The sequence below is a fragment of the Acinetobacter sp. ANC 3832 genome, assembly GCF_002135415.1.
In the GTDB taxonomy this organism is placed as follows: domain Bacteria; phylum Pseudomonadota; class Gammaproteobacteria; order Pseudomonadales; family Moraxellaceae; genus Acinetobacter.
Window position 1 is genome coordinate 167,974 of record NZ_NEGJ01000005.1, and the last position, 25,527, is coordinate 193,500.

Genomic DNA, 25,527 nt, shown 5'->3' on the forward strand with positions numbered 1-25,527 from the left:
CTTATGGATAAAGCATCTGCTCAATCGAGCTTTGCCCAAGAATTTGCTCAAGCACTTTTGCTTGAGCAGGTTCGTTTCACTAAGGCTCAATTATTAAATTCTAAAAATAACAATTATCTGCAACAGTTTATTCACCAAGTTTATCATCAAGCAGATAAAATCTTACTCAAAGACATTATCCAACTTGAGCAACTGCAAGCTGTAGTACAAAAATATGCCTTTGAACTTAATTTAGGCGCAGATATTTTAGAATTTATTGGTGTTATTGCACAAAAAATTCATCATTTTGCTGTACATAGTCAAACTCAATTTAATGATTTACTTTCAGATGAATCCTTTGAATTATGGCTGAATAAAATTCTTGAACTCGAACAAGTTCGACACTACATTAAAGAAAATTTACAAGATAATCCGCATGTTAAACACGTGAGCTTACAACTCGCCAATCAGATTTTAGAAAATAATACGCCTTGGTTAGATCATTTACGAAAAGTGAATGTAAAAGCACAAGGAATTGGTTCAAAAGTGATTGGTTTTCTACAAGATCAGCAACACAATATCGAGCTCAAGCTTGAACAGCAACTTGCTCACGCATTGTTAAAACAAATTGGTCATATTATTTTATTACCTAATGAAGAACTTGCAGAAATTAGCCTACATTTATGGTCTGATATTAAGCAAAGAACTTTAAAAGAAACCTTTTCTCAACTCCAATCGATAGACTTTGAAGAGTTTTTTATTCTGGTTTATGAAACATGGAAAGAACTGCGCCAAACAAAATACATGCAACAGATTATCCTGAATGTTGTAGAGGCTTTTTATAGTTATTTTGGTGAATATACGCTTCAAGAGCTGCTTCATTCTGTTGGTCTGAATGAAAATGACTTATATATAGAAGCAATGCGATTTGCGCCATACAGCCTAAATGCTTTAGAACAACACGGTTTATTGGATGATATTATTCAATCACTGATTGCGCCCTTCTATCTGGATGAGCTGACTCATCAATTTATTGAAAATTATTTAGCAGAGAAAGCTTAGATAAACTGAACAGAGCAATAAAATATATGACTTACTAAGTGATCTAAATCAATGGGTCATTTTTTACTGCCAATAGAATATTATTCACATTTCACAAACAGTCAAAACCTACGGGATATATTGTTAGAGTCTGTATTTTTATTTTGCACAAAAAAAGAGACCATGCAGTGAGCATGGTCTATAAAAATGGTGGCTATGACGGGATTTGAACCTGTGACCCCAGCATTATGAGTGCTGTGCTCTAACCAGCTGAGCTACATAGCCTTAAACTATGCGGGCATTATCTAAATTTCTTGTAGGTGCGTCAAGTCTCGTTACGCTCTAACGCTCATGCTTTAATCAATTAATGCATAGATGTTTAAAATTAATACATATTTCTTTAATTTTATTCGGCACAATAGAAAAATATAAATAATTATTCAAGATGATGATGAAATCAAAACTTATCTTAACTTTAGCATGTGCCACGACATTAACGGCATGCCAACTCATTAGCCCGATCTTCGTTGACTATAATGGTGTTCGTCGTGATGTTGCAGAATGGATTAATCAGCAACCAATGCTGAGTATGCAACAAAAACGCAGCCTTGCTCAACTAAGTAAAGCGCAGCAAAAATTAGTCCATATTGATCAAATTCCTGAGAATGAAAAATTTGAGATTGCAAAAGAAAATTCAATAGCAATGCATTGTGCATACGCTCATGTGAGCGAGAAAAAAATTACAGCATTACAAAAACAAATTTTTGGTGATGAACAAAGTAAAATTTTAACTCGATACAATCAGCAATTCCCCAAAATAAAATTAGATACTCAATTAATTCACTGTGAATAATTACCAAAAATAAGTTTAAATCTTTGTTGATTATGATTTAATCATTAAAATGTATTGTATGAATGGCGCATTCATTTTTAAATTTTACACCAATAAAAATTTAGAGCCATGATGCAATGATTTCAGCGTATAAATAATTTAAATATGAATAACAACTTTTAACTTAGGTCGTGAAAATGCATCTTAAACATGATATTGCAGGGTTTGATCGTCGCTTTTTCTCATTTTTTATTGATGCCATTCTACTGTGCCTTTTAAGTACGCTCATCTTCTTGTTTATTGATGACTATTATTATCACAAGCCTATTTTATTTACCTTATTGGGATTTGGCTTTGTCTCGCTCTATTTCGGGTTTTTAGACAGCACCATGACCAAAGGGCGTTCCATCGGGAAAAGCCTATTAGGTATTCGCGTCGTTAAAACCAATAATGCCTATCTCCCTGTTATTCAATCGTTAATACGCGCACTTATTTTTTTGTTTCCGATTTGCCTATCCTCTTTATTTTATTGGGTGGGCTCTTTCCCTATGAAAGTGGCTTTAATTTCTGTTTTAACGGTGATTGGAGCAAGCCTTTTCTATCTTTTTATTTTTAACCGAAATACCAAGCAAAGCTTACATGACCTTCTCGTCAATAGCATCGTTATAGACTCACGCAAAGCACCTGCGGAACGTGAAACCATTTGGAAATATCATTTTCTTTTTCTTATTGTATTTATTGCTGTTATTTTATTTTTAAGACTCAATCCGCTTTTTCAGCAAAATAATGACCCTATGCTTCATGCCTTGGTCGACAATATTCAATCAGATGAACAAATCGTACATGTACGTGCAAAAAATGAAATAGACAATACTGAAAAAAATATCGCGATGAATATCTATGTGAATGATCCATCACTTGTAAATAACGTCAATTTCCAACAAAAACTTGAAAACTCAGTTCAGCAACAAAATTTACCCAACGTGAGTAAAATCAATGCTCACATTTATTCTGTGGGTCAATTTGGTTTATATGTCGTATTGCATCAGAAAGACTTGGTATTATCTCATCTGAAGAAATGATGAAAGCTCACGAACACATAGAATAAGCTTCTTGTATCAATATTTTTATCTTTTGCTTATAAAAAGGATAAATAAGAGCTTGGTGCAAGAAGTCCCATCATTGGAACATCTTATACGCAGCACTAAGTTTAATATCTAAAATAAAGCTATTTAAAGAGTAAAAAAGAACAATCGCTTAATAAAAATTTTTATATCTCATTATTCAATATAAAAACTTGAATGTTTTTCATTCTTTATTAAATTTAAGATAAAAAAAGACCACGTTTTTGGAAACGTGGTCTATAAAAATGGTGGCTATGACGGGATTTGAACCTGTGACCCCAGCATTATGAGTGCTGTGCTCTAACCAGCTGAGCTACATAGCCTAAAACAGTGCGCGCATTATCTACTGTAAACAATACAACGTCAAGCGCTATTTAAAATAAAATTCAAATGAAGTGAGCCGATAAGCCGGGTTCTGTCGTGAACGATCATTCCTCTAGGCGTACAATCACTCGTACGCTCAAGCGACCTACCCGAATCCAGCACGGGCCGTGCCTCAGGATTCCTATTTGGTCTTGCTTCTGGTGGGGTTTACCTTGCCGTGAACTGTTACCAGACACGCGGTGCGCTCTTACCGCACCCTTTCACCCTTACCTTCCATTTCTCCGAAAAGAAACGTTAATGAAGGCGGTCTTCTCTCTGCTGCACTTGCCGTCGGCTTTCACCGCCCAGGCGTTACCTGGCACCCTGCCCTATGAAGCCCGGACTTTCCTCCCCTGTTTCAATCACGAAGATCTCCACAGCAGCGATCGTCTAGCTCACCTCAAGGGGCGCATATTAGCAAACTTTTAGCTCAATTGCTTGTGCTTTTTTGAGCAATCAGTTTTTTATATTTATCCATAAGCACATCCTCACTTTCCACATGATTTGGATCAAGCGGAATACAATCGACAGGACAAAATAACTGACATTGTGGAACATCATGATGCCCCACACATTCTGTACATAAATTGGGGTGAATCTCATAAATCACCTCCCCCATGAAAATAGCTTCATTGGGGCATACAGGCTCACACACATCACAATTGATGCATTCATCTGTTATATATAAAGACACACACTACCAGCCTTGTTGATGCTTGCGATGAAACGCTTCGACAACACATTGTGGCACAAATTTGCTCACATCGCCTTTTAAGCGTGCTATTTCACGAACCATCGTTGATGAAATAAATGAAAATTGTTCAGATGGTGTTAAAAATACAGTTTCAAACTCATGATCCAACTGACGATTCATATTCGCAAGTTGAAATTCGTATTCAAAATCAGATACAGCTCTAAGTCCACGCAACACTGCTGTTGCATTTTGTTCACGTGAAAAATTGACAAGCAAACCGTCAAATCCAACGAACTCGACATTGGGTAAATGACTTAATGAGGTTTTTGCGAGTGCTACACGTTCTTCTAAGCTAAAAACGGGATTTTTATGATGCCCAATTGCAATTGCGACCACAACCTCATCAAACATTCTTGATGCTCGGGCAACCAAATCAACATGACCATTGGTAATTGGATCAAATGTACCTGGATAGATGACACGAGTTTTAGACATCCATTTATACTCTGCTTTGTTATGTAGGTGTATAGTTTAGCAAAAACTTGATTAAGAGCGAAGATGCTCCTTAATTTTGAAATTACTTCACCTTATGCCCAGTTTGGGGCACAATAGGCTTGATATTGGAATTTTTTAAATTATGGCAAACGCGACTGTTGTAAAAAAACATAATGGCGGCACTATTGCGCAAAACAAACGCGCACGCCACGACTTTTTTATTGAAGAAAAATTTGAAGCTGGGCTTTCTCTTCAAGGCTGGGAAGTAAAGTCTTTACGTGCAGGTCGTATGACGATTACTGAAAGTTATATTTTATTTAAAAATAATGAAGCTTTCTTATTTGGTGCACAAATTCAGCCCTTATTATCTGCATCTACACATGTGGTTCCTGAGGCAACACGTACCCGCAAATTACTGCTTTCTCGTCGTGAACTGGAAAAACTTTTAGGTGCAGTCAACCAAAAAGGTTATTCGTGTGTACCTTTGGCTTGCTACTGGAAAGGACGTTTGGTCAAAATTGAAATTGCCTTAGTTAAAGGTAAGCAATTGCATGATAAACGCGCTACAGAAAAAGATCGTGATTGGCAACGTGATAAAGCACGGATTTTCCATAAATAAGTTTAAATGTTTAAGAAATAAAAAACCTCCAATTGGAGGTTTTTTATTTCAAGCTAGCCTAACAAAATTTTAAACCACCGTAACAATTTGACTTTACTGCTTGATTTGTCAATTGTTGATTTTGCAATTTCAAATAAACAGGATTATTTAATGTAGATGAATTTAAATCCGCGACTATTTTTGATGATAAAGGCTGATCAGCTAAAAGACTAATTAGCTCACCCAAACCATTAGCTTCAGCCTTAGGAGTATTCGGACCAAGCGTTAACAATGTTTCTGTTACCCGTTGTGCAACTTGTTTTAAAGTACCATTATCTAAAACAATTGGTTGAGTTACATTAAGCTTACCCAATTGTACAGGGTCATTGAAAGACATCCACCAGCCTGGTTGTGCAACATCTGTTTTTTCTGACATTGAACTTAAATTTGTCAATAATGAATCTGCACTATCAACTTTAGCTCCAGGCCAAATTAAAGCCATACGTTGCATAGATAAATATCCCCCAGTTCCTGTTAAAGGAATATTGTGGAACATACTCAAAGATTGAACAAAATCAATTTTCAAATTCAAATTTTGAATAGCTGAGCCTTCTGCCATTTTAAATTTTGCATTAGGTTTTAGAGCTGTAACTAAACCACACCCATAACTTTTTCCGGGTGCATCACAGAATAAATCAACTCGAAGTTGGTCATTTGCAAACATAGAGCTTGGGTATGCTGCAGCACCATTAGCAGCAATAGGTATTGAATCTAACCGTGTTTTAATATTATAGATTTCCGCATCCGTTTTACGTACGCCATTCACAACAAAAGGATCTAAATTAAAATTTGCTGATACTGAAGGAACCGTAATACCTGTACTATCTGAACCTGTTCTACTCACAAATCGAATATTAGTATCTGCTATGGGAAGAATACAAAATAATGCGCATACATGTAGATCAGCATATCCCTGTAATTGCTGATCATTAACTCCTGCACCAGGCTCTTTACTCGCTAAACCAAATTTAGTTTCTTGAGTTTTAGCTGTACCTGAAGTTCCTGCAATTTGCATAAAACCGCTAAGCCTTTGAATTCCGTCTGTTGTAGATGCCACAGGATTATTATCCAAGCCTGCTGAGAGCAATGCCTGAATTTTTTCTGCACTAAAACGTAAGCCTTTAACCTCTCTTAAAGAAGCAGAGTTAGGATTACTAATAGCAAACTCCATAAATGGATTGGTTATTTTTCCACTTGTTGATGCGCGACCATTATTAAATACAGGTGCTCCATTTGCATCATATGAATCAGGTAAACCACTTAATGATAAATTTTTGATATCAATATCACATGCACCTACACCATTTGCACCACCACAACCTAATTGAAGGTTTCTAATATTTGCATTAAGTTCTAACTCGCCTTCCAAACCTAACTTATAGAAACCAATATTATTTGCACCTTGAATATTTTTCATTGGATTGTTTGTATCTTGAGGCGCCAAATAGCTTAAGCTCATTAATGCTTGACCATTAATCTCCGAAAGCTCACTATCGCTCATTTTTATTAATTGTGGCTCAACCGCTTGCACTATACTTGAACAAAATAGAGATATACCCAATAGTCCAAGAATTGAATTATAATTTTGCTTCAGTCGCATTCTTTTGCTCCATTTTATTATTTATCTATGTTTTATAAATTTATAGTTATTATTTAAGAAAAATTTAAGGAATTATTGGCAAATTATGACAATCAGATGAAATACATCACAATATTCTCATTTAAAAAAAGTGCTACGTTATAACTCACTCATTAACAAAATTATTTGTAATAAAAGTATTTAACAAAAAAATACATTGTAATTTTAAAATATAGAGGAAATGATCAATTAAAGATGTCAATTCTATTAAGATTTAGCATCTTCTATGACAACTCATCTAAAAATGATAATAAAAAATTTAAATTTATTTTAATCGATGTAAAACACCCACCACATATTCACCAAACCACACTGCTGTTGCTAAATCACCACTTGGTGGTGTTATTTCTACAGGTGCGTTATCTGACTGCGTCATTAAGCCTAAATAACCAGCCATACGGTTTAAATCTGTTGGTTTAATTCCTGTAGGCATTAAAGGCAGACCTGACCACAGCATGCCATGTTGCATGGCAAAAATATTAATTTGTTGTAAAACCGCAAGTTTATCACCGCTTAAGCCACCTGAATTTGTAAAAGCAGCACCAAGTTTTCCTCTCCATTGCTGGTCTTTCCAACGTCTTGAGGTTGAATCCATAAACATTTTGAATGGACCGGTCACACTACCCATATAGGTCGGTGTACCAAAAATAATGGCATCTACCTGATCAAGCACATCCCAATCAATATGCTCAATATCCATTTTATGAACTCGAACACCCATTGTTTCAGCACCTTGAGCAATAAAGCTTGCAACTTTTGCAGTGTGACCATATGGACTGTGATAAACGATCGCGAGAGATTTAGCAGACAAAGACATATCAATTAAAAATAAACAAATTCGCCCAAGTTTAACATTATTTAAGAGAGTTCATTCATTACTTCATTGAAGCCCTTTAAACTTATTTAAAAACAGTATCTTAAAATTGATTTACGATTGCGTTTTCAAATCACAATCTAATTAAATATTTTGCATAAAAACAAAGGTTGCCATGCGCCCTGTTTCCGCATTACGGCGATATGAATAAAAATCTTGAGCTTGTGTATATGAACACTGATCCCCCCCCAATACGGCTTCAATCCCTTGCTTGTTTAAAATAAATCGAGCGATTGCATACAAATCTGCATAAAATTTTCCTGCTTGCTCACCTCCTTTAAAGGCAGTTTCAAGCCCAGAGTATTTTAAACAAAATGCATCTTTTACTTCTTGCCCAATTTCAAAACAAGGCTGACTAATTGCTGCCCCTAACCAAGCCCAAGTCGGCTGAGTCGTCATTTCATCAATGGTATTTTCAATAATTCCACCTGCTAAACCACGCCAACCTGCATGCAAATTTGCAATTTCAGTACCATGAGCATTGCCTAAGACCACAGGTAAACAATCTGCTGTCATCATCATCAAAGCATGTGCTGTACGCTGAGTGACGAGACCATCGCCAATTAAAGCTTCAAAGGTAATCTCATCATTAATTGTGTGGCAAATCGTACTATGCGTTTGGGTCATCCAAGTCATTTTATTAACACCGAATTTAGAAAATTCATTCAATAAAATCATACGATGTTGTTGCACACGCTGAGGATCATCTTGCACATGCAAAGCCAGATTAAATCCTGCTAATTCAGGTTGTCTCGATGCTAAAGCTTTAGGGTGATGAATATGAGTCTGTCCAACATATACGCCCTGAGGTAATCCCTGAACAAATTGCATATATTCTCACTCAACTCAAAAGATAAATTTAGATCTCGTGCATAAGCATTAATAACCTCTTTATTTTTTTCCTAGTAAGGCAAAATAAAGAGGCGTTATGCAAGAAATTTAATCATTTATTTTAATCTAAAAAGGACTCTCTCAAAAAAACCACCATTAAAATAGTTTCGTAGAGAGAACCCTTTTCAAAGATTAAGATTTTTTAACATCTGGTTAATAGGCTTTATTTTCAGTGCGTAAAACTTCTAACAACTCAATAAAATCATCAGACCATGGCGCTTCAAACATCATTTCTTCGCCTGTTTTCGGATGAACTAGACCCAATTTAGTTGCATGTAATGCTTGACGCTTAAAACTACGCAATTTCGTCGTCAGCGTTTCAGAAGCACCCGCAGGAACTTTTACACGACTGACATAAACAGGATCACCAACCAATGGGAAACCAATGTATGTAAAATGTACACGAATCTGGTGAGTACGGCCTGTTTCAAGCTGTGCTTGTACGCGGGTAAAGTTTTGGAAACGCTCTTTCACATTATAATGTGTTACCGCATCACGACCGCCCGGTAAAATCGCCATTTTCACACGATCCACTGGATGACGCTTAATTGGCTCATCAATGGTACCGCCAGCGATCATCGTGCCATAACAAATTAAGTCATAAATACGATAAACCGATTTTTTGGCAAGTTGTTTGCTCAGTGAGAATTGCGCTTCTAAGTTTTTTGCAACCACCAATAAACCACTGGTATCTTTATCAATACGATGCACTAAGCCTGCACGCGTCAATTCCACAGATTTAGGGTAGTGATAAAGCAATGCATTGACTAATGTACCATTTGGATTACCTGCACCTGGATGTACAATCATGCCGACAGGCTTATTAATGACGATAATGTCATCATCTTCATAAATAATATTTAAAGGAATATTTTCAGGTTGTGCTGTAGTTTGAGCTTCCAACTCTACGTCAAGCGCCAGTGTTTCATTACCTTCGCATTTGTATTTTGGTTTGACGATGTTACCATTTACCAACAAATGGCCATCCTTCATCCACTGCTTAAGTTTCTCACGTGAAAAGTCATTCCAGACGGTCGCAGCAACTTGGTCAATACGTTGACCTAAATAGCTTTCATCCAGTTGAAATTGCAACGATAAACGTGTTGCAGTTGGAGCCGAAGTATGATTATCTGCATCCTCAGAATCTTCAAGTAAATTGAAATCATTTTCTGGGGAATTAGAATTAGAAGATTGTGCTGAAGTCATTTGCTCATTCGGACAAAAGTGGTTTAATAGCGCAATTGTAGCCTATTGCCCGTATAAACAGAGGAATTTTTATGTCGCTACCACATTTTAAAGTTACGATGCTTGCATTATCTTTAAGTTTAGCAACGGCTTTAGTGGGCTGTAGCAGCAATCCTAAGAAGGAAGTTGTTGATACTGGTCCACAATCTAGCGAAAAAATTTATTTTGATAAAGCTCAGAAAGCATTGGATCGTGGACAATATGGCGATGCTGCAAAATCACTAGAAGCAATTGACACCTACTATCCAACAGGCAACCTTTCTCAACAAGCTCAGCTTGACTTGCTTTACACTAAATTTAAACAAAAAGATTATGAAGGTACGATTGCACTTGCCGATCGCTTTATTCGTTTGAATCCGCAACATCCAAATGTGGACTATGCATACTATATTCGTGGTGTAGCCAATATGGAGCAAAACTATGACAGTTTGCTTCGTTATACATCACTTAAACAAGCACACCGTGATGTCAGTTATCTTAAAGTTTCATATCAAAATTTTGTTGACTTTATCCGTCGCTACCCAAGTAGCCAATATGCGGTTGATGCGGCTCAACGTATGAAGTTTATCAGTCAAGAATTGGCTGAAAGTGAAATGAATGCAGCGCGCTTTAACATTAAACGTAAAGCATGGTTAGCTGCTGTAGAGCGTGCGCAATGGGTTGTTGAACATTACCCACAATCTCCACAAGTTCCTGAAGCATTGGCAACCATGGCCTATAGCTATGAAAAACTAGGCGATACAGCAACTGCTCAGCAGTATACCAATGTACTTAAATTGAATTATCCAAACCTTGTTAAATCAAATGGTGAAGTTAATTTACGTGCTGCTCGTAAAGACGGTAGCTGGTGGAATAAAGCGACTTTAGGTGTTCTTGGTCGTAGTGATAAAGCTCAAGCTGAAGAAAAAACAGCAAGCAAAGAATCTTCATCTCAAGCTGAACACAGTTGGTTAAATCGTATGACCCTTGGTTTATTAGATCGTCCTGATCGTCAAACCAATTCAGGTGACTATGCGCCAGCGAATGAAAGCTTACATGATGCTCAACGTAATCAATAAACCATATACAGTAAAAAATTAGACGGGTTTTTACCCGTCTTTTTTTGCATAGATATTTTTAAAGCCGAAACTACGTTAAACTTACTGATCGTTTATCTCAAATTCTAGTTTGGCTTTTCTCTATGGCAATTCCACAGCATACGATAGATCAAATTTTAGATCGCACAGACATTGTCGATTTAATTGGTCAACGCGTGAAATTGAAAAAAACAGGTCGTACCTATTCAGGTTGCTGTCCGTTCCATCAAGAAAAATCGCCTTCTTTTCACGTCTATCGCGATAAACAGTATTATCACTGCTTTGGCTGCCAAGCCAATGGTAATGCTATTCGTTTTTTAATGGATATTGAAAGTCGCAACTTTATTGATGTGATGAAAGACCTTGCGAACCAAACGGGCATAGAGTTACCCAAAGATAATCAAGACAATTCAAAACTGTCCTATAAACGAGAAACACCCAAAGCTTTACCTAAAAAAGATAATCCACCCACTCATGTTGCTCAAGATCCTACGACGACGAGTGCTAAAAATACAGGTGTTCATTTCGAAGCTGATCCTTTTGAAGCTTTTCAGCAATACCCAGATTTTGATCCAGTTCAATTTGATGATAATCACAGCATCAATATTCATGAGCCGATGCAACAAGAGGGCAACTTATATGACTTATTGGAAAATGTCGCACAATTTTATGAGCGCCAATTACCCAATAGTCAAGTTGCTCAGCAGTATTTTAAAAAACGGGGTCTAAGTGCTGAAACATTACAATACTGGCGTTTAGGCTATGCACCTGAAGACTGGCAGCATCTAGAAAAAGCATTTCCTCAAGATATTGAAGGTTTAAAACTCATCGGTCTGATTCGCTCTAGTGATAGTGGTCGAGATTTTGACTTACTCCGTGATCGTGTCATTTTTCCCATTCGTGATGCAAAGGGTCGCGTTGTTGGCTTTGGTGGTCGTGCACTTAATGATGAAATTAAACCAAAATATATCAACTCTCCAGACTCCGAAGTGTTTCATAAGAACCAATTGCTTTATGGTTTATATGAAGGTCGCAAGCAGAAAGCGCATGATTGGCTCATGGTTGAAGGATATATGGATGTCATCGCTTTACAGCAATATGGCATTTTCGGTGCAGTTGCTACGCTTGGAACAGCCAGTAATACCGAACACTTAAATATTTTATTTAAACAGAACAATCAAATCACCATTGCTTTTGATGGTGATGCGGCTGGACAAAAAGCAGCACGTAGAACATTAGAAATAGCCCTTCCATTGCTCAATGATGGTCGTGAACTCAAGTTTTTTGTGATGCCAAAAGAGCATGACCCAGATTCTTTAATTCGTAAGGAAGGCATCGAAGTTTTTCAAAAAGAGTGGCAACAAGCCCCGCTCCTTTCTGACTTTGTCTTTGCGCTACTCAGCCAGCAATATGAAATCACCACACCTGAAGGTAAAAGTCAGGTGATGGCGGAACTGAATCAACTGACAGAACTACTACCTAAACAGGGTTCTTATCGCTATTTATTACGCCAGTTCTTTAGAGAAAAACTGGGCTTTAATAAAAAATGGCAACCTCAAATCAGTTTAGATGCCTCTTTATCTTTTAATATTCGCACTAAAGATGAAGATTTTGCTGTCGCAATCTTAATGCAACATCCCTTTTTATATATCCATTTTGAAGTTCTACGCGCATTTATTCATCCTGATGAGCTTTTGGCACAGATTTTAACGACTTTTGATAAAATCTTTGATAATTTGCCTGATGATCAAGAATTAGCGACCTATTATATTTTAGGAGCTTGTAGTGCTTATCATCTTGAACTTTCTGAAATCATGCACCGAACCAATATTCAGAACCTCACTCAAGCACCTGAAATGGCGGATAAACTTGCTTCAGAATACTCTCTCGCACTACAAGAACGCTATTTGAGACAGAAGCTTAAAGCACCTATTTCACTGAGTGAATCTCGAAATTTACGCCAACAGTTGAATGAGCTCACCAAAAAAATTGGTTTAAAATTGGTGCATAGTTAGATTTAAGTATTTTTATTTTATTTTCGGCTGACGTTGTTTTTTAAAAATATCATCTAAATTTTCTTGTAACCATTCAAAATGTGAAACTTCATCCGACTCTGCTGCATTACGTAGCAACATTGACGTCGGGTGAAGTAGTTTTTGTGTTAAACGATGTGCGAAATCTTGCAAAACTTTTTCAGCATCCTCTCCAGCTTGAATACGCGCTAAAGATTGTGCAAGTTCAAGCTGACTCTGTTGCTCACCATGTTCGCGAAAACGATGAATAGTACTACCTGCGTCATTAATTCGTTGTTTGGTAATAAGCTGTGTCACCAGTTGATTGACCATGACTTCAGCTTCAACCGCAGCTTGTCTACGTTGTGCCAAATTATCATCAATCACGCTTTGTAGGTCATCTACACCGTACAAATAAACACCATCCAAACTTTCTACTTTAGAATCAATATCTCTAGGTACAGCTAAATCGACCATCAGCATTTGTTGATAACGACGTTTTTTGAGTGCTGTTTTCACATCTGCAAATGAAATAACTTGATGTAAACTTCCTGTGCAACTTGAAATGACATCGGCACGATGTAAGTTATTTGCCAGCTCTGTAAATGGAATGACTTCAACTTCAACACGATGTGCAATTTCCTGCGCCAAATGTTCGGCACGCTCTTGCCCACGGTTACAAATTAAAATTTTACCAACACCCATTTCAGCCAAATGTTTAGCAACGAGGCTATTCATTTCGCCTGCTGCAACCACCATCACGGTGAGCTTTTCAGGTTTGCTAAACACTTGTAAGGCAAGCTGAGCAACCGCATAGCCCATAGAAACAGCATGGCTACCGACGGCTGTTTCTGAACGAACACGCTTTGCAGCGTAAAATGCATATTCAAAAATATGATTTAGACTACCCGAAACAACGTCTGCATCTTTTGCTAAAGACAATGCCGTTTTCACCTGACCTAAAATTTGAGGCTCACCTAACATGAGCGAATCTAGACCACTAGAAACACGCATCAGATGGGTGACAGCATCAGCATTTTCATAACGATATACATGATTTAATAATTGCTTTACATCAAGACCATTTGTACGTGCGAGCCAATCTAGTACCATGTCAGCATTATCTGCCATAGCATAGACTTCTGTGCGATTACACGTAGAGACCACCACCATATCATTTAAATTTTGGTGATGGTTTTGCTCAGCAAGTAATTCTTTTAACCTTTCGGGATTAAATGCAATTTGCTCGCGAAGCGCGACAGAGGCAGTTTGATGATTGACACCTAATGCAAAGAAAGACATATCAGATCATCATTTCGCTAAATTTATGCTATTGTGCAATATCGGTGTCATAAAAAGCATTACTTGGATAAAGAAAAATTGCGTCAAACGAATGGGCGAATCAACGGTACGACAATTAGGCAGTATTCTACCACATTCTTACTTGTCGGTAGCATGGCTTCGAGTGCTCATATTAGAGCATCTGGAGAAATATATCATGCTAATTCTAATACAGATGCAATAAAACAAAGCATGATTGCCGAATTCGCTTTGGCATATCGTGACACCGCTACCGCACTACATAACTACACTGTGCTTGCTATTCGTAGTAGTTCAACGGCAGTCAAACAACGTGCTTTAAATGTGGCTATTGAGCAAAATGACTTACGTTCAGCACTGGATATTGCGACACATTGGGTGGTTCAAGAACCTGAAGATGTCCCTGCAAAATTTTATTTGGCACATATTGCACTCAAATCACATGAATATGAACTTGCTGCGGAAACACTCGATAGTATCCTCACGATTGATCCCAATGCCGATTTAGAGAAAATTTTGGCAGGTATTTCCCCAGATTCAGAAGAAGATCGTCAAAACTTATTAAATACTTTACGGACCAGTAAAGAAAAAGATAATCCTTCCGTTCTAATTCTCATTGCAGGCTTAGAAGCTCAAAATGATGAAATTGAACAAGCTTTAAAAACAGTGAATAAAGCGCTACGCAAGCGCCCTAAAGTAACGGGATTTATTCTCATGAAAGCCAACTTGCTCACTGCATTGGGTGATCAAGAAGCGACATTAAAATGGTACGAACAAAGTAGTAAAAAGCACAAATATAATTTAGATGTTCGCTTGGCTGAGGTTCGTTATTTAATCAAAATCAATCAGTCAGAACTTGCGCTGACTAAATTAGAAAAGATCATTAAGAATTGGCCTGATGCTGAAGAAGCCCTGTTTATCGCAGGCTTAACTTCTATTGATTTGAAACATTATGATCAAGCAGAACAATATTTAGTTGAATTACGCTATTCAGCCCAATATCAAAATGATGCTTATTTTTATTTAGCGGTCAATGCTGAACGTAAACAACATTACGAAACAGCGAAAGCCTATTATCGCTTGGTCGATGGTAATTTATATACCGTTTCACGTCGTAACTTAATTTCAATTTATGACAAACAAGGTCAATTGAATGATGCGCTTCGTTTCTTAACTCAAGAACGCGTGAATTATCCACAACATGCCAGTTTTCTTTATCAAGCCCAAGCTGAAATTCTCAGAAAAATGGGCAATAAGAAAGCCGCGTTAAGACTATTGACTGAAGCTGTTAAAAATCTACCTGATGATCCTGAAATTCTCTATTCAGAAGTATTATTGCTTGATCCTTTCCAAGACCGTGATCAACTTGATAAAGCATTAAAACAGCTTTTACTATTAGAACCGAATAGCCCTGCTTATCTCAATGCATACGCATACACATTGGCATTGCAAAATCGCCGATTAGACGAAGCACGCACCTATGCGGAACATGCACTAGAATATGCACCTGAACAAGCCTCTATTTTAGATACTTTGGGATATATCACATTCTTACAGAATGATTTTGAAACATCATCTCAAGTACTGGCGAAAGCCTACACATTAAGTCACAGCATCAATATTGGGGTACGTTATGCCAAATCTTTGTATATGCAAGGCGCATTGACGCAATTTAATGATGTGTTACAACAACTCAAACAAAATCATCCGAAAGATCCTCAATTAGATCAATTAGATTCGCTATTGTTACCTCAGCACTTAAAAAAGAGTTAAGCACCTTTCATGCAAATTTTGAATAAATTTATTTTCGCACTCACTGCAACAGCAAGTTTAGCGTTTACTGGTTGTCAACAAGTGGTTAAACCTGTCAATACCACACCAATTCTTGAATCATCTACAGACCAAACTGCGACTCAAACGCCTAAAAATCAATTTAATTTGCAAGGGAAAATTGGGGTTAAAACACCGCAACAATCAGGCAGCGCATTCTATACATGGGCACAGGATCAAGACAATTTTGATATTCAATTGTCTGGTATTTTAGGGATGGGTAAAACGATTATTGAGGGTCGCCCTGGGCAAGTCACGTTGAATAGCTCAAAAACAGGTGAAATTACTGCGGAAACACCAGAAGAGTTATTAGAGCAAGCAACAGGTTGGGTTGCACCAATTACCCATATTATTGATTGGGTTCAAGCAAGACCTGCCAGCAAAGAAGCCAAAATACAGAAAGATACAGCACAACGTATTTCTCAAATAGATGAAGATGGTTGGATTGTAGACTTAACTTACAATGAATCTGCTACGCTGCCGAATAAGCTCATTTTGAAACAACAGCTTGAGTCTGGTAAAGAAAACCGTATTACAATGGTCATTCAAAATCGTTAATCCATTTAAGTCTTAAAGTCTATGATTCGTGTTCCCTCTCCAGCAAAACTAAATTTGTTTTTACATATTACTGGGCGTCGTGAAAATGGTTATCACGAACTACAAAGTATTTTTCAGCTGATTGATTTATTCGATTGGTTGGAATTCACTCAAACAGATGACGCTGATATTTCGATTGATGGTTTAAGCAACGTCGAGCTAGAACAAAATCTCATTTATAAAGCCACAAAAATCTTAAAACCTTATGCAAAACAGCCAACAGGTTTAAAAATCAGCATAGAAAAAAATATTCCGATGGGTGCAGGTTTGGGTGGCGGCTCATCGAATGCTGCAACAACATTGATTGTGGTCAATCAGATTTGGCAATGTGGGCTAAATAAAACTCAACTTGCTGAATTGGGTGTGCGGTTAGGTGCAGATGTTCCTATTTTTGTACATGGAAAAAATGCATGGGCGGAAGGCATTGGTGAACACTTAACATTCATAGACTTAGATCAAAAACAATACATAGTGCTCAAACCTGATTGTTTTATCAGCACTCAACTGCTTTTTTCACAAAAAACATTGACAAGAAACACGAAGCCTACTAAATTTTGCGCCTATCAGATAAAGCCATCTGATTTCAGAAATGACTTTGAGCCATTGGCAAGAAGTTTATATCCAGAAGTCGATGAAGCAATGCAATATTTAGATCAGTTCGGTATTGCAAAACTTACAGGTACAGGTGCTTGTGTTTTTACTGAAGTAACGGTAAATATGAATATTGATGAGATTTTAAATCACTCACCTTGTAAAGTTTACTTGGTCAATAGTTTAAATGAATCACCTTTAAATCACTTTAACGTTATATGATAGGGGCGTCGCCAAGTGGTAAGGCACCGGGTTTTGATCTCGGCATCCGTTGGTTCGAATCCAGCCGCCCCTGCCATTATTTTCATCTGTAGATGTTTGTTTTAAAGTAAAGTATTAGGGGCGTCGCCAAGTGGTAAGGCACCGGGTTTTGATCTCGGCATCCGTTGGTTCGAATCCAGCCGCCCCTGCCATTACTTTCATCAAAATAACACATCGAATTTAGGGGCGTCGCCAAGTGGTAAGGCACCGGGTTTTGATCTCGGCATCCGTTGGTTCGAATCCAGCCGCCCCTGCCAGTTTATTTCAAAAAGACAGAACATAATCTTACGCCTTTCATGTTAAACTCCTTGACATAGAGCTGTAAAAATATTAAAGTTCTGCCGCATTAGGGGCGTCGCCAAGTGGTAAGGCACCGGGTTTTGATCTCGGCATCCGTTGGTTCGAATCCAGCCGCCCCTGCCATCTATTTTCAAACATTCCAACCGCCAAGGGTGCTTCATGCCCAATCTTGTCGTTTTTAGTGGATCAGCTCATCCACAATTCGCTCAAAAAGTCGTTAGCCACTTGCACATCCCGTTGGGAGCTGCTGCTGTAGGTAAATTTTCTGATGGTGAAATCACTGTCGAAATTACTGAAAATGTGCGTGGTAAAGACGTCTTTATCGTACAGCCAACTTGTGCCCCAACGAATGATAACCTTATGGAAATCCTCGTTATGGCTGATGCTTTGCGTCGCGCAAGCGCTGGTCGTATTACTGCCGTTATTCCTTACTTTGGTTACGCGCGCCAAGACCGTCGACCTCGTTCAACTCGTGTTCCAATTACCGCGAAAGTTGTTGCAGATATGCTAACAACCGTGGGAATTGACCGTGTTGTGATGATTGACTTGCATGCCGACCAAATCCAAGGCTTCTTCGATATTCCTGTAGATAACATCTACGGAACACCTGTTTTGCTTGCTGACCTTCGTCAACAACAACATCACAACCTGATGGTGGTTTCACCTGACGTTGGCGGTGTAGTTCGTGCACGTGCTGTTGCAAAACAAATGGGTGATATCGATCTTGCAATTATTGACAAACGTCGTCAAAAAGCAAATGAATCACAAGTGATGCATTTGATTGGTGATGTGAAAGATCGTGACTGCGTTATCGTCGACGATATGGTTGATACTGCAGGTACCTTATGTAAAGCAGCTGATGCATTGAAAACTTTTGGTGCTCGTAAAGTGATTGCTTATGCAACTCACCCTGTTTTATCTGGTAAAGCTTTAGAAAACTTACGTAATTCTGTGATTGATGAACTCGTTGTTACTGACACGATTCCACTTTCACAAGAAGCTTTAGAGCTTGGTAAAATTCGCCAAGTTTCTGTAGCAAGCATGGTTGCTGAAACAATTCGTCGTATTAACAACGAAGAATCTATTAGCGCGATGTTCGATAGTTATTTATAATTATCAATAATTTTTTATGACCCTATCAATACTGGTAGGGTTTTTCATCGTTAGACTGGTCGAAAGTTTAACGTAAACTTTACTCATACTGAGGATATCTCATGAGCAATTTCGTATTTAATGCAGAAGCACGTGATGTAAAATTACAAGGGAAAGGTTCGAGCCGCCGCCTTCGTTTTGCATCAAAAGTTCCAGCAATCATCTATGGTGGTGCTGCTGAACCTGTAGCGATTACTTTAGAACTTCGTCAACTTGTTAAAGCATTAGAAAACAATGCTTTCTTTGAAGAAGTAATTGAAATCACTATCGACGGTAAAGTTGAAAGCGTTAAAATCCAAGCTTTACAACGTCATCCAGCTAAAAACACACCTATGCACGCTGACTTTAAACGCGCATAAGTGTTAATGGTGTAAATGAGTGACTAAACTTTCACTGATTGTCGGTTTGGGTAACCCCGGTAAGGAGTATGCCCAAACCCGCCATAATGCAGGCTTCTGGTTCGTAGAACGCCTCGCAGAACAATATGGCATTAGTCTTAAAGCTGACCCTAAATATAAAGGAGTCAGTGGTCGTGGTAATATTGAAGGTCAAGACGTTCGACTATTATTACCAACAACCTTTATGAACCTTTCAGGTCAAAGTGTTGTACCCTTCGCAAAATTCTATCAAGTTGCCCCAGAAGCAATGCTAATCGCTCACGATGAATTAGATATGGATCCGGGTGTTATTCGCTTGAAAACAGGCGGTGGACATGGCGGTCATAATGGTCTAAAAGACATCGTACCGCATATTGGTCCAAATTTTCATCGCTTACGTATTGGCATCGGACATCCGGGTTCTAAAGAACGTGTGTCTGGTCATGTTTTAGGCAAAGCGCCCTCAAGTGAACAATCACTTATGGACGATGCAATTCACTATGCTTTAGGCCGTATAAAATTACTGGTTAATGGTGAAATCCAACAGGCAATGAATCAAATAAATGCCTATAAACCTTAGTACATAAAATTAATCTTTGTTAAACAATTTTTCTTGCCATATGGGGCTTTTGAGAGCAAAATGCGCTTTCAAACGCATCCACCCAAATAGAAGTTGTTGTTTAATCATAGGATAACATCTTAGGGCAACTCAGGAGACGCTATTCATGCTATCTCGTTTATTAAAAGCAAAAATTCACCGTGCAGTAGTAACACAAGCAGAGCTTCATTATGAAGGTTCTTGTGCTATTGATGGCGTTTTATTGGATTTAGCGGGTATCCGTGAATATGAAGAAATCCATGTTTGGAATGTCACTAACGGTAAACGTTTCGCGACTTATGCGATTCGTGGTGAAGAAAACTCTGGTATTATCTCTGTAAATGGTGGCGCAGCTCATCAAGCAGATGTTGGTGATTTAGTGATTATCGCTACATTTGGTGACTTCACCAATGCAGAAGCCGATGCACATAAACCACGCCTTGTTTATGCAAATCCAAACAATACTGTGAATCACACAGCAAACTGTATTCCAGTTCAAGTTGCATAAAAAGTAAAATTCAAAAAACCCGCTGCGTGCGGGTTTTTTATGAATGTGATTAAATTTATCTGTCCTATTGCCACCAACTCTTTTGATACTCACAGCCAAGGTCTTGAAGGTTCTGCCCTTTCAATGCGGCTAAAATTGCATTACCTTCTCTATCTACCTTAAATTCAGCATATTGTGCTTGTGCATAACATTCAGCTAAACCCTCCGCAAATAAAAAACTTTGAGATGCGGGATAAAGAGAGGTGTAGCGATTATCTGGATTTCGCAAAACCAATTTTTCTGTATGATTTTCTGTCAGTTGCGTAAAACTAGTATGAATCACGCGTTTCCTCTCATCTAACTCTACGAATGTCGTGACCTTTGGCTTATTTTGAATAAGTTCATCAAAATGACCACCTGAAAAAACTAAATCAACTTGATCTGAATTGTGCGGTGCAAAAAATAACTCATAATTTAACTGCATATAATCTCCCTGAATGAGAGAACGTGGATCTACAGGTTTTAATTGAATATAAATACTTTGACTGTTTTTAAGATGCATTTCATTTTTCATAATCATCCCAGTAAAAAGTACAATACTGATTATTGCAATCAACAGAGGTATAAACTTTTTCATGGTATGCGCTCCTCTGTCATTGAAAGCTTATTCAGTAAATAAGCCAATGCTAAGATTGATAATCCAGAAAAAAAAATACTGGCACTTTTAACCAAAAATGTAATCTGCAAGTTGTAATAGAGAAAGCCTAAAAGAAAAACTAAACAGGTCAGTGAAAAACCATAAATGAGTTTATCTTGACGCTGTATTGCCCAAGCCAAAATACTTAAAACAATGAAAATTTCAAAATAACCATAAACAATAAATACAGTAGCAAAGGCAGTTAATATAATTAAGGCATATATATTCAACTGTTTGAGTAGAAATAGACAAACAAAAAGTGTGAACCAAATAACTGGAAGCCCATAAAATAATACTGAGTGATGTTGAACAGCAAGTCCTATAAAATTAGAGACTACGAACTCAAAAAATACTGAATATAAAATAATCATTAGGATGGCCAGTAAAACACTACGTTGATACTGTGAAGGCATAATTTTAGAAATGCATAAAACTAAAACAAAAAATAAATACTTCAAGAGAACGATATAACTTAAACTTTCAGAGAAATCATCAGTTTTAAATGCATCATTCAAATTTAAAATGGTAGCAAAGCCTACGGCATATGTTCCGAGTAATTGCATAAAAATAAAAAACCAATGCATTCGTAAAAAGTAGGACAAGACTAAGAATCCGATTTGTAATAAAAGAATCGGAAATATTTCTTCAATAAGAAGACCCAAGTGAAAAAGGAAAGCGACCTGCCCTGCAATAAACAAACAATAGGCAAGTTGTCTTAAAAACAGGCTTTGTTTCTTCTTTAAAATATAAATTGCGATGAATACAAATAACAATCCCATAATCAGGGAAAAATTTTCCCAAAAAGTCAGCATTAAAGAAGCTAAAATTAATCCTGCAATCCATGCACCGACAGCAAGTGGAATCATATTAAAGCGACTATTGGGCAATGCTTTTACCAATAAATAACTAATCAAAGCAAACCAAGCAAAAATAACCAATGCGATGAAAAATAATTGAAAAATTTCAGAATTTGAAAATAAGTTACTTACGACATCAACAATACAGAAGGTCAATACCACGCCCAATCCAACAGCCGATAACACACTGCACAGTTGGTCTTTTTTCTTATAAAAATAGAACAATGATATTGAAAGTAAAAAGAATGAAGAAATTAGATATGCTATTTTGATATCTAAATAAGTGAAAATAAGAGATGCTAAAAAGGCGATTTCACCATCACCGTACAAAAATGACCACATATGCCAAATCGAAAAAATACTCACCCAAAGAATAAAAATATAACGAAGCTTTGGATAATATTTGAGGCAAAAATAAAATTGTAATCCAGTCACTATATTAAGCGCTACGAGAAACAAAACAGGAAATTGGTCACCCCAAAATGTTTGCTTAAAAAATAGAAACAAAGCAATTTGACTAATAACGCAAAGTAATAAAAATACACCGATATTGTATCGATATAGCCAAGCCAACAATAAAACAGACCAGACTAAAAAAAGCAGATAGCTATCTGCGCCTGTTTGATAAATTTGACCAATAACAGCCAAACTCAGTCCCATCATTAACCCACAAATTGTATTAAACGTTTGTACCAAAAAATCATGCTTGGACAGAAAAATGCTAGCAACCGCACTCAATAACAATAAACTTTGCGGAATGAGTAATTGTGCCCAATGCGGTAACATTAACCAATTTGCAGCAACTAAATACATGACACTGGTTGCAATAAGTGCAAAACCTAAAATAGATAAATGTTGAATGAAACGATCACTATTCCACGGAAAAATATGGTGTTGTATCTGCATAAATTGAATTCTCCTTATTGGTTGTTATTGGTCTAATTTTAATAGTCTTTTAAAATGTTAATCCGCATTAAAAAAATACTCAACCTTTTAAAAATTCATAAGTTAAGCATTAAATGTTCTATTTATAGTACTCACCATTCTATACAAAAGCTGATTTTTTGCATCAAATATGGCTATAATAATCTTACATCGCTTCAGGGCGGGGTGTAATTCCCCACCGGTGGTAAGTTAGGCTGATCAACTGATCAAGACCTAATCAGCCCACGAGCCTATCATATTCAATTCATGATTCGCAGATTTGGTGAAATACCAAAGCCGACGGTATAGTCCGGATGAAAGAAGACGACGTCACAATTTGACATATTCAATATTTGGATATGCTTCGTAACGCCACTATTTCACATGTCCTGAAATGTTCAACCGTACTTTTTTATTACGCGAGCGTTTCAATGTCTAGTTTAATTCAACCCGAAATTTTCTTTTCTACCCTCCCACCTGCTGAACAACGTATTGAGCAAGCATTAGAAGATATCCGCCAAGGCAAAGCCGTTTTGGTTATGGATGATTTTGATCGTGAAAATGAAGCCGACCTCATTGTTGCAGCTGAAACACTAAATATTGAGACCATGGCACGTATGATTCGTGATGGCTCTGGTATCGTTTGCTTAACCTTAACAGCAGAATTGGCAGATCATCTTGAACTACCGCCAATGGTCAATGATAACTCGAGCCAATTTAAAACAGCATTCACCATTACCATTGAAGCTGCTGAAGGCGTAACTACTGGAGTTTCTGCTCAAGATCGTGTGACGACTATTCATACTGCAATTAAAAATGGAGCTATAGCCAGCGATTTAAACCGCCCTGGGCATATATTCCCACTTCGTGGTCGTGATGGTGGCGTATTAACGCGTCGTGGGCACACAGAAGGTTCTATCGATCTTGCTCGAATGGCAGGTCTAAAACCTGCTGGTGTGTTATGTGAAGTCACTAATCCTGATGGAACAATGGCTTCAGGTCATCAAGTTTTAGCTTATGCACAAACACATAACTTCACTCTTATTACGATTGAAGAATTGGTTCAATATCGCTTAAAACACAATATTTAATTTAAAAGCTAAAAATCAAAAAAGCCCTATTTGAAATAGGGCTTTTTATCAATATTAGAATGTTTTACGATGCAAACTTACTTGCCAACCGTTTTGATAAAACTTCAGGATGTGCAATAAAACCCGAATCTGCTGGAATTTTAAAAATTGAGAGTTGCATATTTGCTTGAAGTAACTCAGGAATTAACTCTTCAACAAATTGTTGTAAAGTAAATGATTTACCTTCAAAACCTTCCCATTCACCTTTTGCATTCACTTCAGCAAGTTCTTGATCTGACCAAATTGGAAAAAGTTGAATACCTTGTGCATCATCTAAAAATGATGCCCAACCTTCGCCACACAAGCCCCATACTAAACCTGTTTCAGAAATTTGATCGAAGAAAAACTCATTGCGGTCTTCCGCATCTAATAACAAAATTGTTTCTAATTCTTTTTGATCTATAGTCATACTATTTACCGTCGCTTTTTTATGATTAAATTTTCTATGGATTTTAAAACATCCTACTTTCAAGATTATACATGGTTATAGCACAACTCAAAATTGAATGAGGCTGTCGTATATATTCCATACATTACAATTATAATGAGAATTAAACCACAAGTGACTCATAGTTTTGTATATTTTTTAAATTAAAATTATCGATCAGCAGTTCTATATCGATGATTAATGAGTCAATCATTTACATATTGGATGATACGATGGAAGCGAAATTCATTACCCATATTGTAACTATATTTTATATCTACATTTGTAAGTAATATCATGACAATCAACAGAGCTTAGTCATGCTGCTTATTTTAACAGTAACAAATTATCCAGAGTAAAAACCCAAATTAACGATGAGAATTATTACATAGCACCATCTTATTTTTCATCACAGGAGAAAATAAAATGGTGATTAATCCTTGTGCAAGATGTCTATCCATTAGAGTTAAATAAATTCTTAATCATCTTCCAGCATCTGCATCAAACTATGACTAATGCCATCGGCACGTAAAAAAGCCAGATCATAACTGGCCGTCGCCAAAGCCAAAACACGACGTTCAAATTCTTGCCAAATCGGTTTTACATTTTGCATGCTAATGCCTAAACCACTTTCATCCGCCAGATGCTTATTCTTTTCACAAATTTTTAATGCGTGGTACAACTTCCGCCCTTTACTGGCACTATCAAGTACGCGTACTCGCTTCCCCAAAATAAAGCCTGTCACATGTTGTACATTTGCCAAAGGTAACATAGGAACTAAAATTTGATCCAACTGGGCATCTAATCTTTTCCACACAGCCAAGCGTTGCTCTGCGGTATATGTATTCCAACGAATCACTTCATGGTTAAAGCGTCGACATCCTCGACAGACTGAATCACCAAATACAGTCGAGCAGCGCCCTGCACAAGGTGTCAAAGAAGGTATTCGACGATCATTACTCAAAACACAAATCCTCATTTAAAACCATATTTCTTTTATGGTTTTCTCGCTTATTTCAATAAATAGCGCTAATATATGCGCCGTAAAATATATCT

The 25,527-nt window shown here is 37.3% G+C and carries 25 protein-coding genes, 6 tRNA genes, 1 other RNA gene and 1 riboswitch; of the genes, 18 read left to right on the forward strand and 14 right to left on the reverse strand.

Translation table 11 applies throughout. The annotated features are described in order from the left end of the window. The first annotated feature begins 3 nt into the window (after positions 1–3). On the forward strand, positions 4–1,041 hold the full coding sequence (locus B9T35_RS08965; protein ID WP_086190776.1) for a hypothetical protein: 1,038 nt from the start codon (positions 4–6) through the stop codon (positions 1,039–1,041). Between the two features lie 187 nt (positions 1,042–1,228). Here B9T35_RS08965 and B9T35_RS08970 read toward each other — a convergent pair. Beyond that, positions 1,229–1,305, reverse strand: a tRNA-Met gene (locus tag B9T35_RS08970). Between the two features lie 163 nt (positions 1,306–1,468). Between B9T35_RS08970 and B9T35_RS08975 the strand changes: the two genes are divergently transcribed. After that, positions 1,469–1,873: a hypothetical protein gene (locus B9T35_RS08975; RefSeq protein WP_416202433.1), complete on the forward strand. Its 405-nt coding sequence runs from the start codon at positions 1,469–1,471 to the stop codon at positions 1,871–1,873. A gap of 176 nt (positions 1,874–2,049) precedes the next feature. Further along, positions 2,050–2,934, forward strand: a complete 885-nt coding sequence (locus tag B9T35_RS08980; RefSeq protein ID WP_086190778.1) for an RDD family protein — start codon at positions 2,050–2,052, stop codon at positions 2,932–2,934. Between the two features lie 288 nt (positions 2,935–3,222). On the opposite strand, the gene B9T35_RS08985 is transcribed toward B9T35_RS08980, so the two are convergent. The 4 genes from B9T35_RS08985 to coaD form a co-directional block, all read right to left on the reverse strand. Continuing rightward, positions 3,223–3,299 (reverse strand) — tRNA-Met (locus tag B9T35_RS08985). Between the two features lie 65 nt (positions 3,300–3,364). Next, positions 3,365–3,741: RNase P RNA component class A (gene rnpB, locus B9T35_RS08990), an RNA gene on the reverse strand. Between the two features lie 28 nt (positions 3,742–3,769). Then, on the reverse strand, positions 3,770–4,033 hold the full coding sequence (locus B9T35_RS08995) for a YfhL family 4Fe-4S dicluster ferredoxin (protein ID WP_086190779.1): 264 nt from the start codon (positions 4,031–4,033) through the stop codon (positions 3,770–3,772). 3 nt (positions 4,034–4,036) lie between these two features. Next, complete coding sequence (coaD, locus tag B9T35_RS09000) at positions 4,037–4,528, reverse strand: pantetheine-phosphate adenylyltransferase (RefSeq protein WP_086190780.1); 492 nt, start codon at positions 4,526–4,528, stop codon at positions 4,037–4,039. A 142-nt stretch (positions 4,529–4,670) separates the two neighbouring features. Between coaD and smpB the strand changes: the two genes are divergently transcribed. After that, complete coding sequence (smpB, locus tag B9T35_RS09005; RefSeq protein ID WP_086190781.1) at positions 4,671–5,147, forward strand: SsrA-binding protein SmpB; 477 nt, start codon at positions 4,671–4,673, stop codon at positions 5,145–5,147. Between the two features lie 58 nt (positions 5,148–5,205). On the opposite strand, the gene B9T35_RS09010 is transcribed toward smpB, so the two are convergent. The 4 genes from B9T35_RS09010 to rluD form a co-directional block, all read right to left on the reverse strand. After that, a complete protein-coding gene (locus B9T35_RS09010) occupies positions 5,206–6,786 on the reverse strand; it encodes a hypothetical protein (RefSeq protein ID WP_213033363.1) in 1,581 nt (526 codons plus the stop codon). Between the two features lie 304 nt (positions 6,787–7,090). Then, positions 7,091–7,642: a flavodoxin family protein gene (locus B9T35_RS09015; RefSeq protein WP_086190782.1), complete on the reverse strand. Its 552-nt coding sequence runs from the start codon at positions 7,640–7,642 to the stop codon at positions 7,091–7,093. Positions 7,643–7,783: 141 nt separating this feature from the next. Further along, complete coding sequence (pgeF, locus tag B9T35_RS09020) at positions 7,784–8,530, reverse strand: peptidoglycan editing factor PgeF (RefSeq protein WP_086190783.1); 747 nt, start codon at positions 8,528–8,530, stop codon at positions 7,784–7,786. 213 nt (positions 8,531–8,743) lie between these two features. Beyond that, entirely contained in the window at positions 8,744–9,796 is a 1,053-nt protein-coding gene (gene rluD, locus B9T35_RS09025; RefSeq protein ID WP_086190784.1) for a 23S rRNA pseudouridine(1911/1915/1917) synthase RluD, read from the reverse strand. Positions 9,797–9,867: 71 nt separating this feature from the next. Between rluD and B9T35_RS09030 the strand changes: the two genes are divergently transcribed. Both B9T35_RS09030 and B9T35_RS09035 read left to right on the forward strand, forming a co-directional pair. Next, positions 9,868–10,893, forward strand: a complete 1,026-nt coding sequence (locus B9T35_RS09030; protein ID WP_086190785.1) for an outer membrane protein assembly factor BamD — start codon at positions 9,868–9,870, stop codon at positions 10,891–10,893. A 122-nt stretch (positions 10,894–11,015) separates the two neighbouring features. Further along, on the forward strand, positions 11,016–12,926 hold the full coding sequence (locus B9T35_RS09035) for a DNA primase (RefSeq protein WP_086190786.1): 1,911 nt from the start codon (positions 11,016–11,018) through the stop codon (positions 12,924–12,926). Positions 12,927–12,938: 12 nt separating this feature from the next. On the opposite strand, the gene hemA is transcribed toward B9T35_RS09035, so the two are convergent. Further along, positions 12,939–14,225, reverse strand: a complete 1,287-nt coding sequence (gene hemA / locus B9T35_RS09040; RefSeq protein ID WP_086190787.1) for a glutamyl-tRNA reductase — start codon at positions 14,223–14,225, stop codon at positions 12,939–12,941. A gap of 78 nt (positions 14,226–14,303) precedes the next feature. On the opposite strand from hemA, the gene B9T35_RS09045 reads away from it, so the two are divergent. The 11 genes from B9T35_RS09045 to panD all read left to right on the forward strand — a co-directional run bounded on the left by B9T35_RS09045 (position 14,304) and on the right by panD (position 20,457). Beyond that, positions 14,304–16,016, forward strand: coding sequence for a tetratricopeptide repeat protein (locus tag B9T35_RS09045; RefSeq protein ID WP_086190788.1), 1,713 nt, complete (start codon positions 14,304–14,306; stop codon positions 16,014–16,016). Between the two features lie 9 nt (positions 16,017–16,025). Continuing rightward, positions 16,026–16,631: a lipoprotein insertase outer membrane protein LolB gene (gene lolB, locus B9T35_RS09050; protein ID WP_086190789.1), complete on the forward strand. Its 606-nt coding sequence runs from the start codon at positions 16,026–16,028 to the stop codon at positions 16,629–16,631. A gap of 21 nt (positions 16,632–16,652) precedes the next feature. After that, positions 16,653–17,483, forward strand: coding sequence for a 4-(cytidine 5'-diphospho)-2-C-methyl-D-erythritol kinase (gene ispE / locus B9T35_RS09055; protein ID WP_086190790.1), 831 nt, complete (start codon positions 16,653–16,655; stop codon positions 17,481–17,483). Between the two features lies 1 nt (position 17,484). Continuing rightward, positions 17,485–17,559: transfer RNA gene (locus B9T35_RS09060), tRNA-Gln, on the forward strand. 40 nt (positions 17,560–17,599) lie between these two features. Beyond that, positions 17,600–17,674: transfer RNA gene (locus B9T35_RS09065), tRNA-Gln, on the forward strand. A 30-nt stretch (positions 17,675–17,704) separates the two neighbouring features. After that, positions 17,705–17,779: transfer RNA gene (locus tag B9T35_RS09070), tRNA-Gln, on the forward strand. A gap of 91 nt (positions 17,780–17,870) precedes the next feature. Next, a tRNA-Gln gene (locus B9T35_RS09075) sits at positions 17,871–17,945 on the forward strand. A 36-nt stretch (positions 17,946–17,981) separates the two neighbouring features. Beyond that, positions 17,982–18,935 carry a ribose-phosphate pyrophosphokinase gene (locus B9T35_RS09080; protein ID WP_086190791.1) on the forward strand — a complete coding sequence of 318 codons (954 nt, stop codon included), beginning with the start codon at positions 17,982–17,984 and terminating at the stop codon, positions 18,933–18,935. A 101-nt stretch (positions 18,936–19,036) separates the two neighbouring features. Continuing rightward, on the forward strand, positions 19,037–19,333 hold the full coding sequence (gene rplY, locus B9T35_RS09085) for a 50S ribosomal protein L25 (protein WP_086190792.1): 297 nt from the start codon (positions 19,037–19,039) through the stop codon (positions 19,331–19,333). Positions 19,334–19,352: 19 nt separating this feature from the next. Then, positions 19,353–19,931 carry an aminoacyl-tRNA hydrolase gene (pth, locus tag B9T35_RS09090; protein ID WP_086190793.1) on the forward strand — a complete coding sequence of 193 codons (579 nt, stop codon included), beginning with the start codon at positions 19,353–19,355 and terminating at the stop codon, positions 19,929–19,931. A gap of 145 nt (positions 19,932–20,076) precedes the next feature. Then, entirely contained in the window at positions 20,077–20,457 is a 381-nt protein-coding gene (panD, locus tag B9T35_RS09095; RefSeq protein WP_086190794.1) for an aspartate 1-decarboxylase, read from the forward strand. A gap of 64 nt (positions 20,458–20,521) precedes the next feature. Here the strand turns inward: panD and B9T35_RS09100 are convergent, their stop codons facing one another. Beyond that, positions 20,522–21,073, reverse strand: coding sequence for a GDYXXLXY domain-containing protein (locus B9T35_RS09100; RefSeq protein WP_086190795.1), 552 nt, complete (start codon positions 21,071–21,073; stop codon positions 20,522–20,524). Further along, positions 21,070–22,896, reverse strand: coding sequence for a DUF2157 domain-containing protein (locus tag B9T35_RS09105; protein ID WP_086190796.1), 1,827 nt, complete (start codon positions 22,894–22,896; stop codon positions 21,070–21,072). The genes B9T35_RS09100 and B9T35_RS09105 overlap by 4 nt, the downstream gene beginning before the upstream one ends. A 187-nt stretch (positions 22,897–23,083) precedes the next feature. Further along, positions 23,084–23,244: riboswitch (FMN riboswitch) on the forward strand. A gap of 101 nt (positions 23,245–23,345) precedes the next feature. Between B9T35_RS09105 and ribB the strand changes: the two genes are divergently transcribed. Then, positions 23,346–24,005: a 3,4-dihydroxy-2-butanone-4-phosphate synthase gene (gene ribB, locus B9T35_RS09110; RefSeq protein ID WP_086190797.1), complete on the forward strand. Its 660-nt coding sequence runs from the start codon at positions 23,346–23,348 to the stop codon at positions 24,003–24,005. A gap of 64 nt (positions 24,006–24,069) precedes the next feature. On the opposite strand, the gene B9T35_RS09115 is transcribed toward ribB, so the two are convergent. Together B9T35_RS09115 and B9T35_RS09120 are read right to left on the reverse strand one after the other, a co-directional pair. Next, a complete protein-coding gene (locus B9T35_RS09115; RefSeq protein ID WP_086190798.1) occupies positions 24,070–24,453 on the reverse strand; it encodes a DUF2750 domain-containing protein in 384 nt (127 codons plus the stop codon). A gap of 496 nt (positions 24,454–24,949) precedes the next feature. Continuing rightward, on the reverse strand, positions 24,950–25,435 hold the full coding sequence (locus B9T35_RS09120) for a DUF1289 domain-containing protein (RefSeq protein WP_086190799.1): 486 nt from the start codon (positions 25,433–25,435) through the stop codon (positions 24,950–24,952). Positions 25,436–25,527 lie beyond the last annotated feature (92 nt).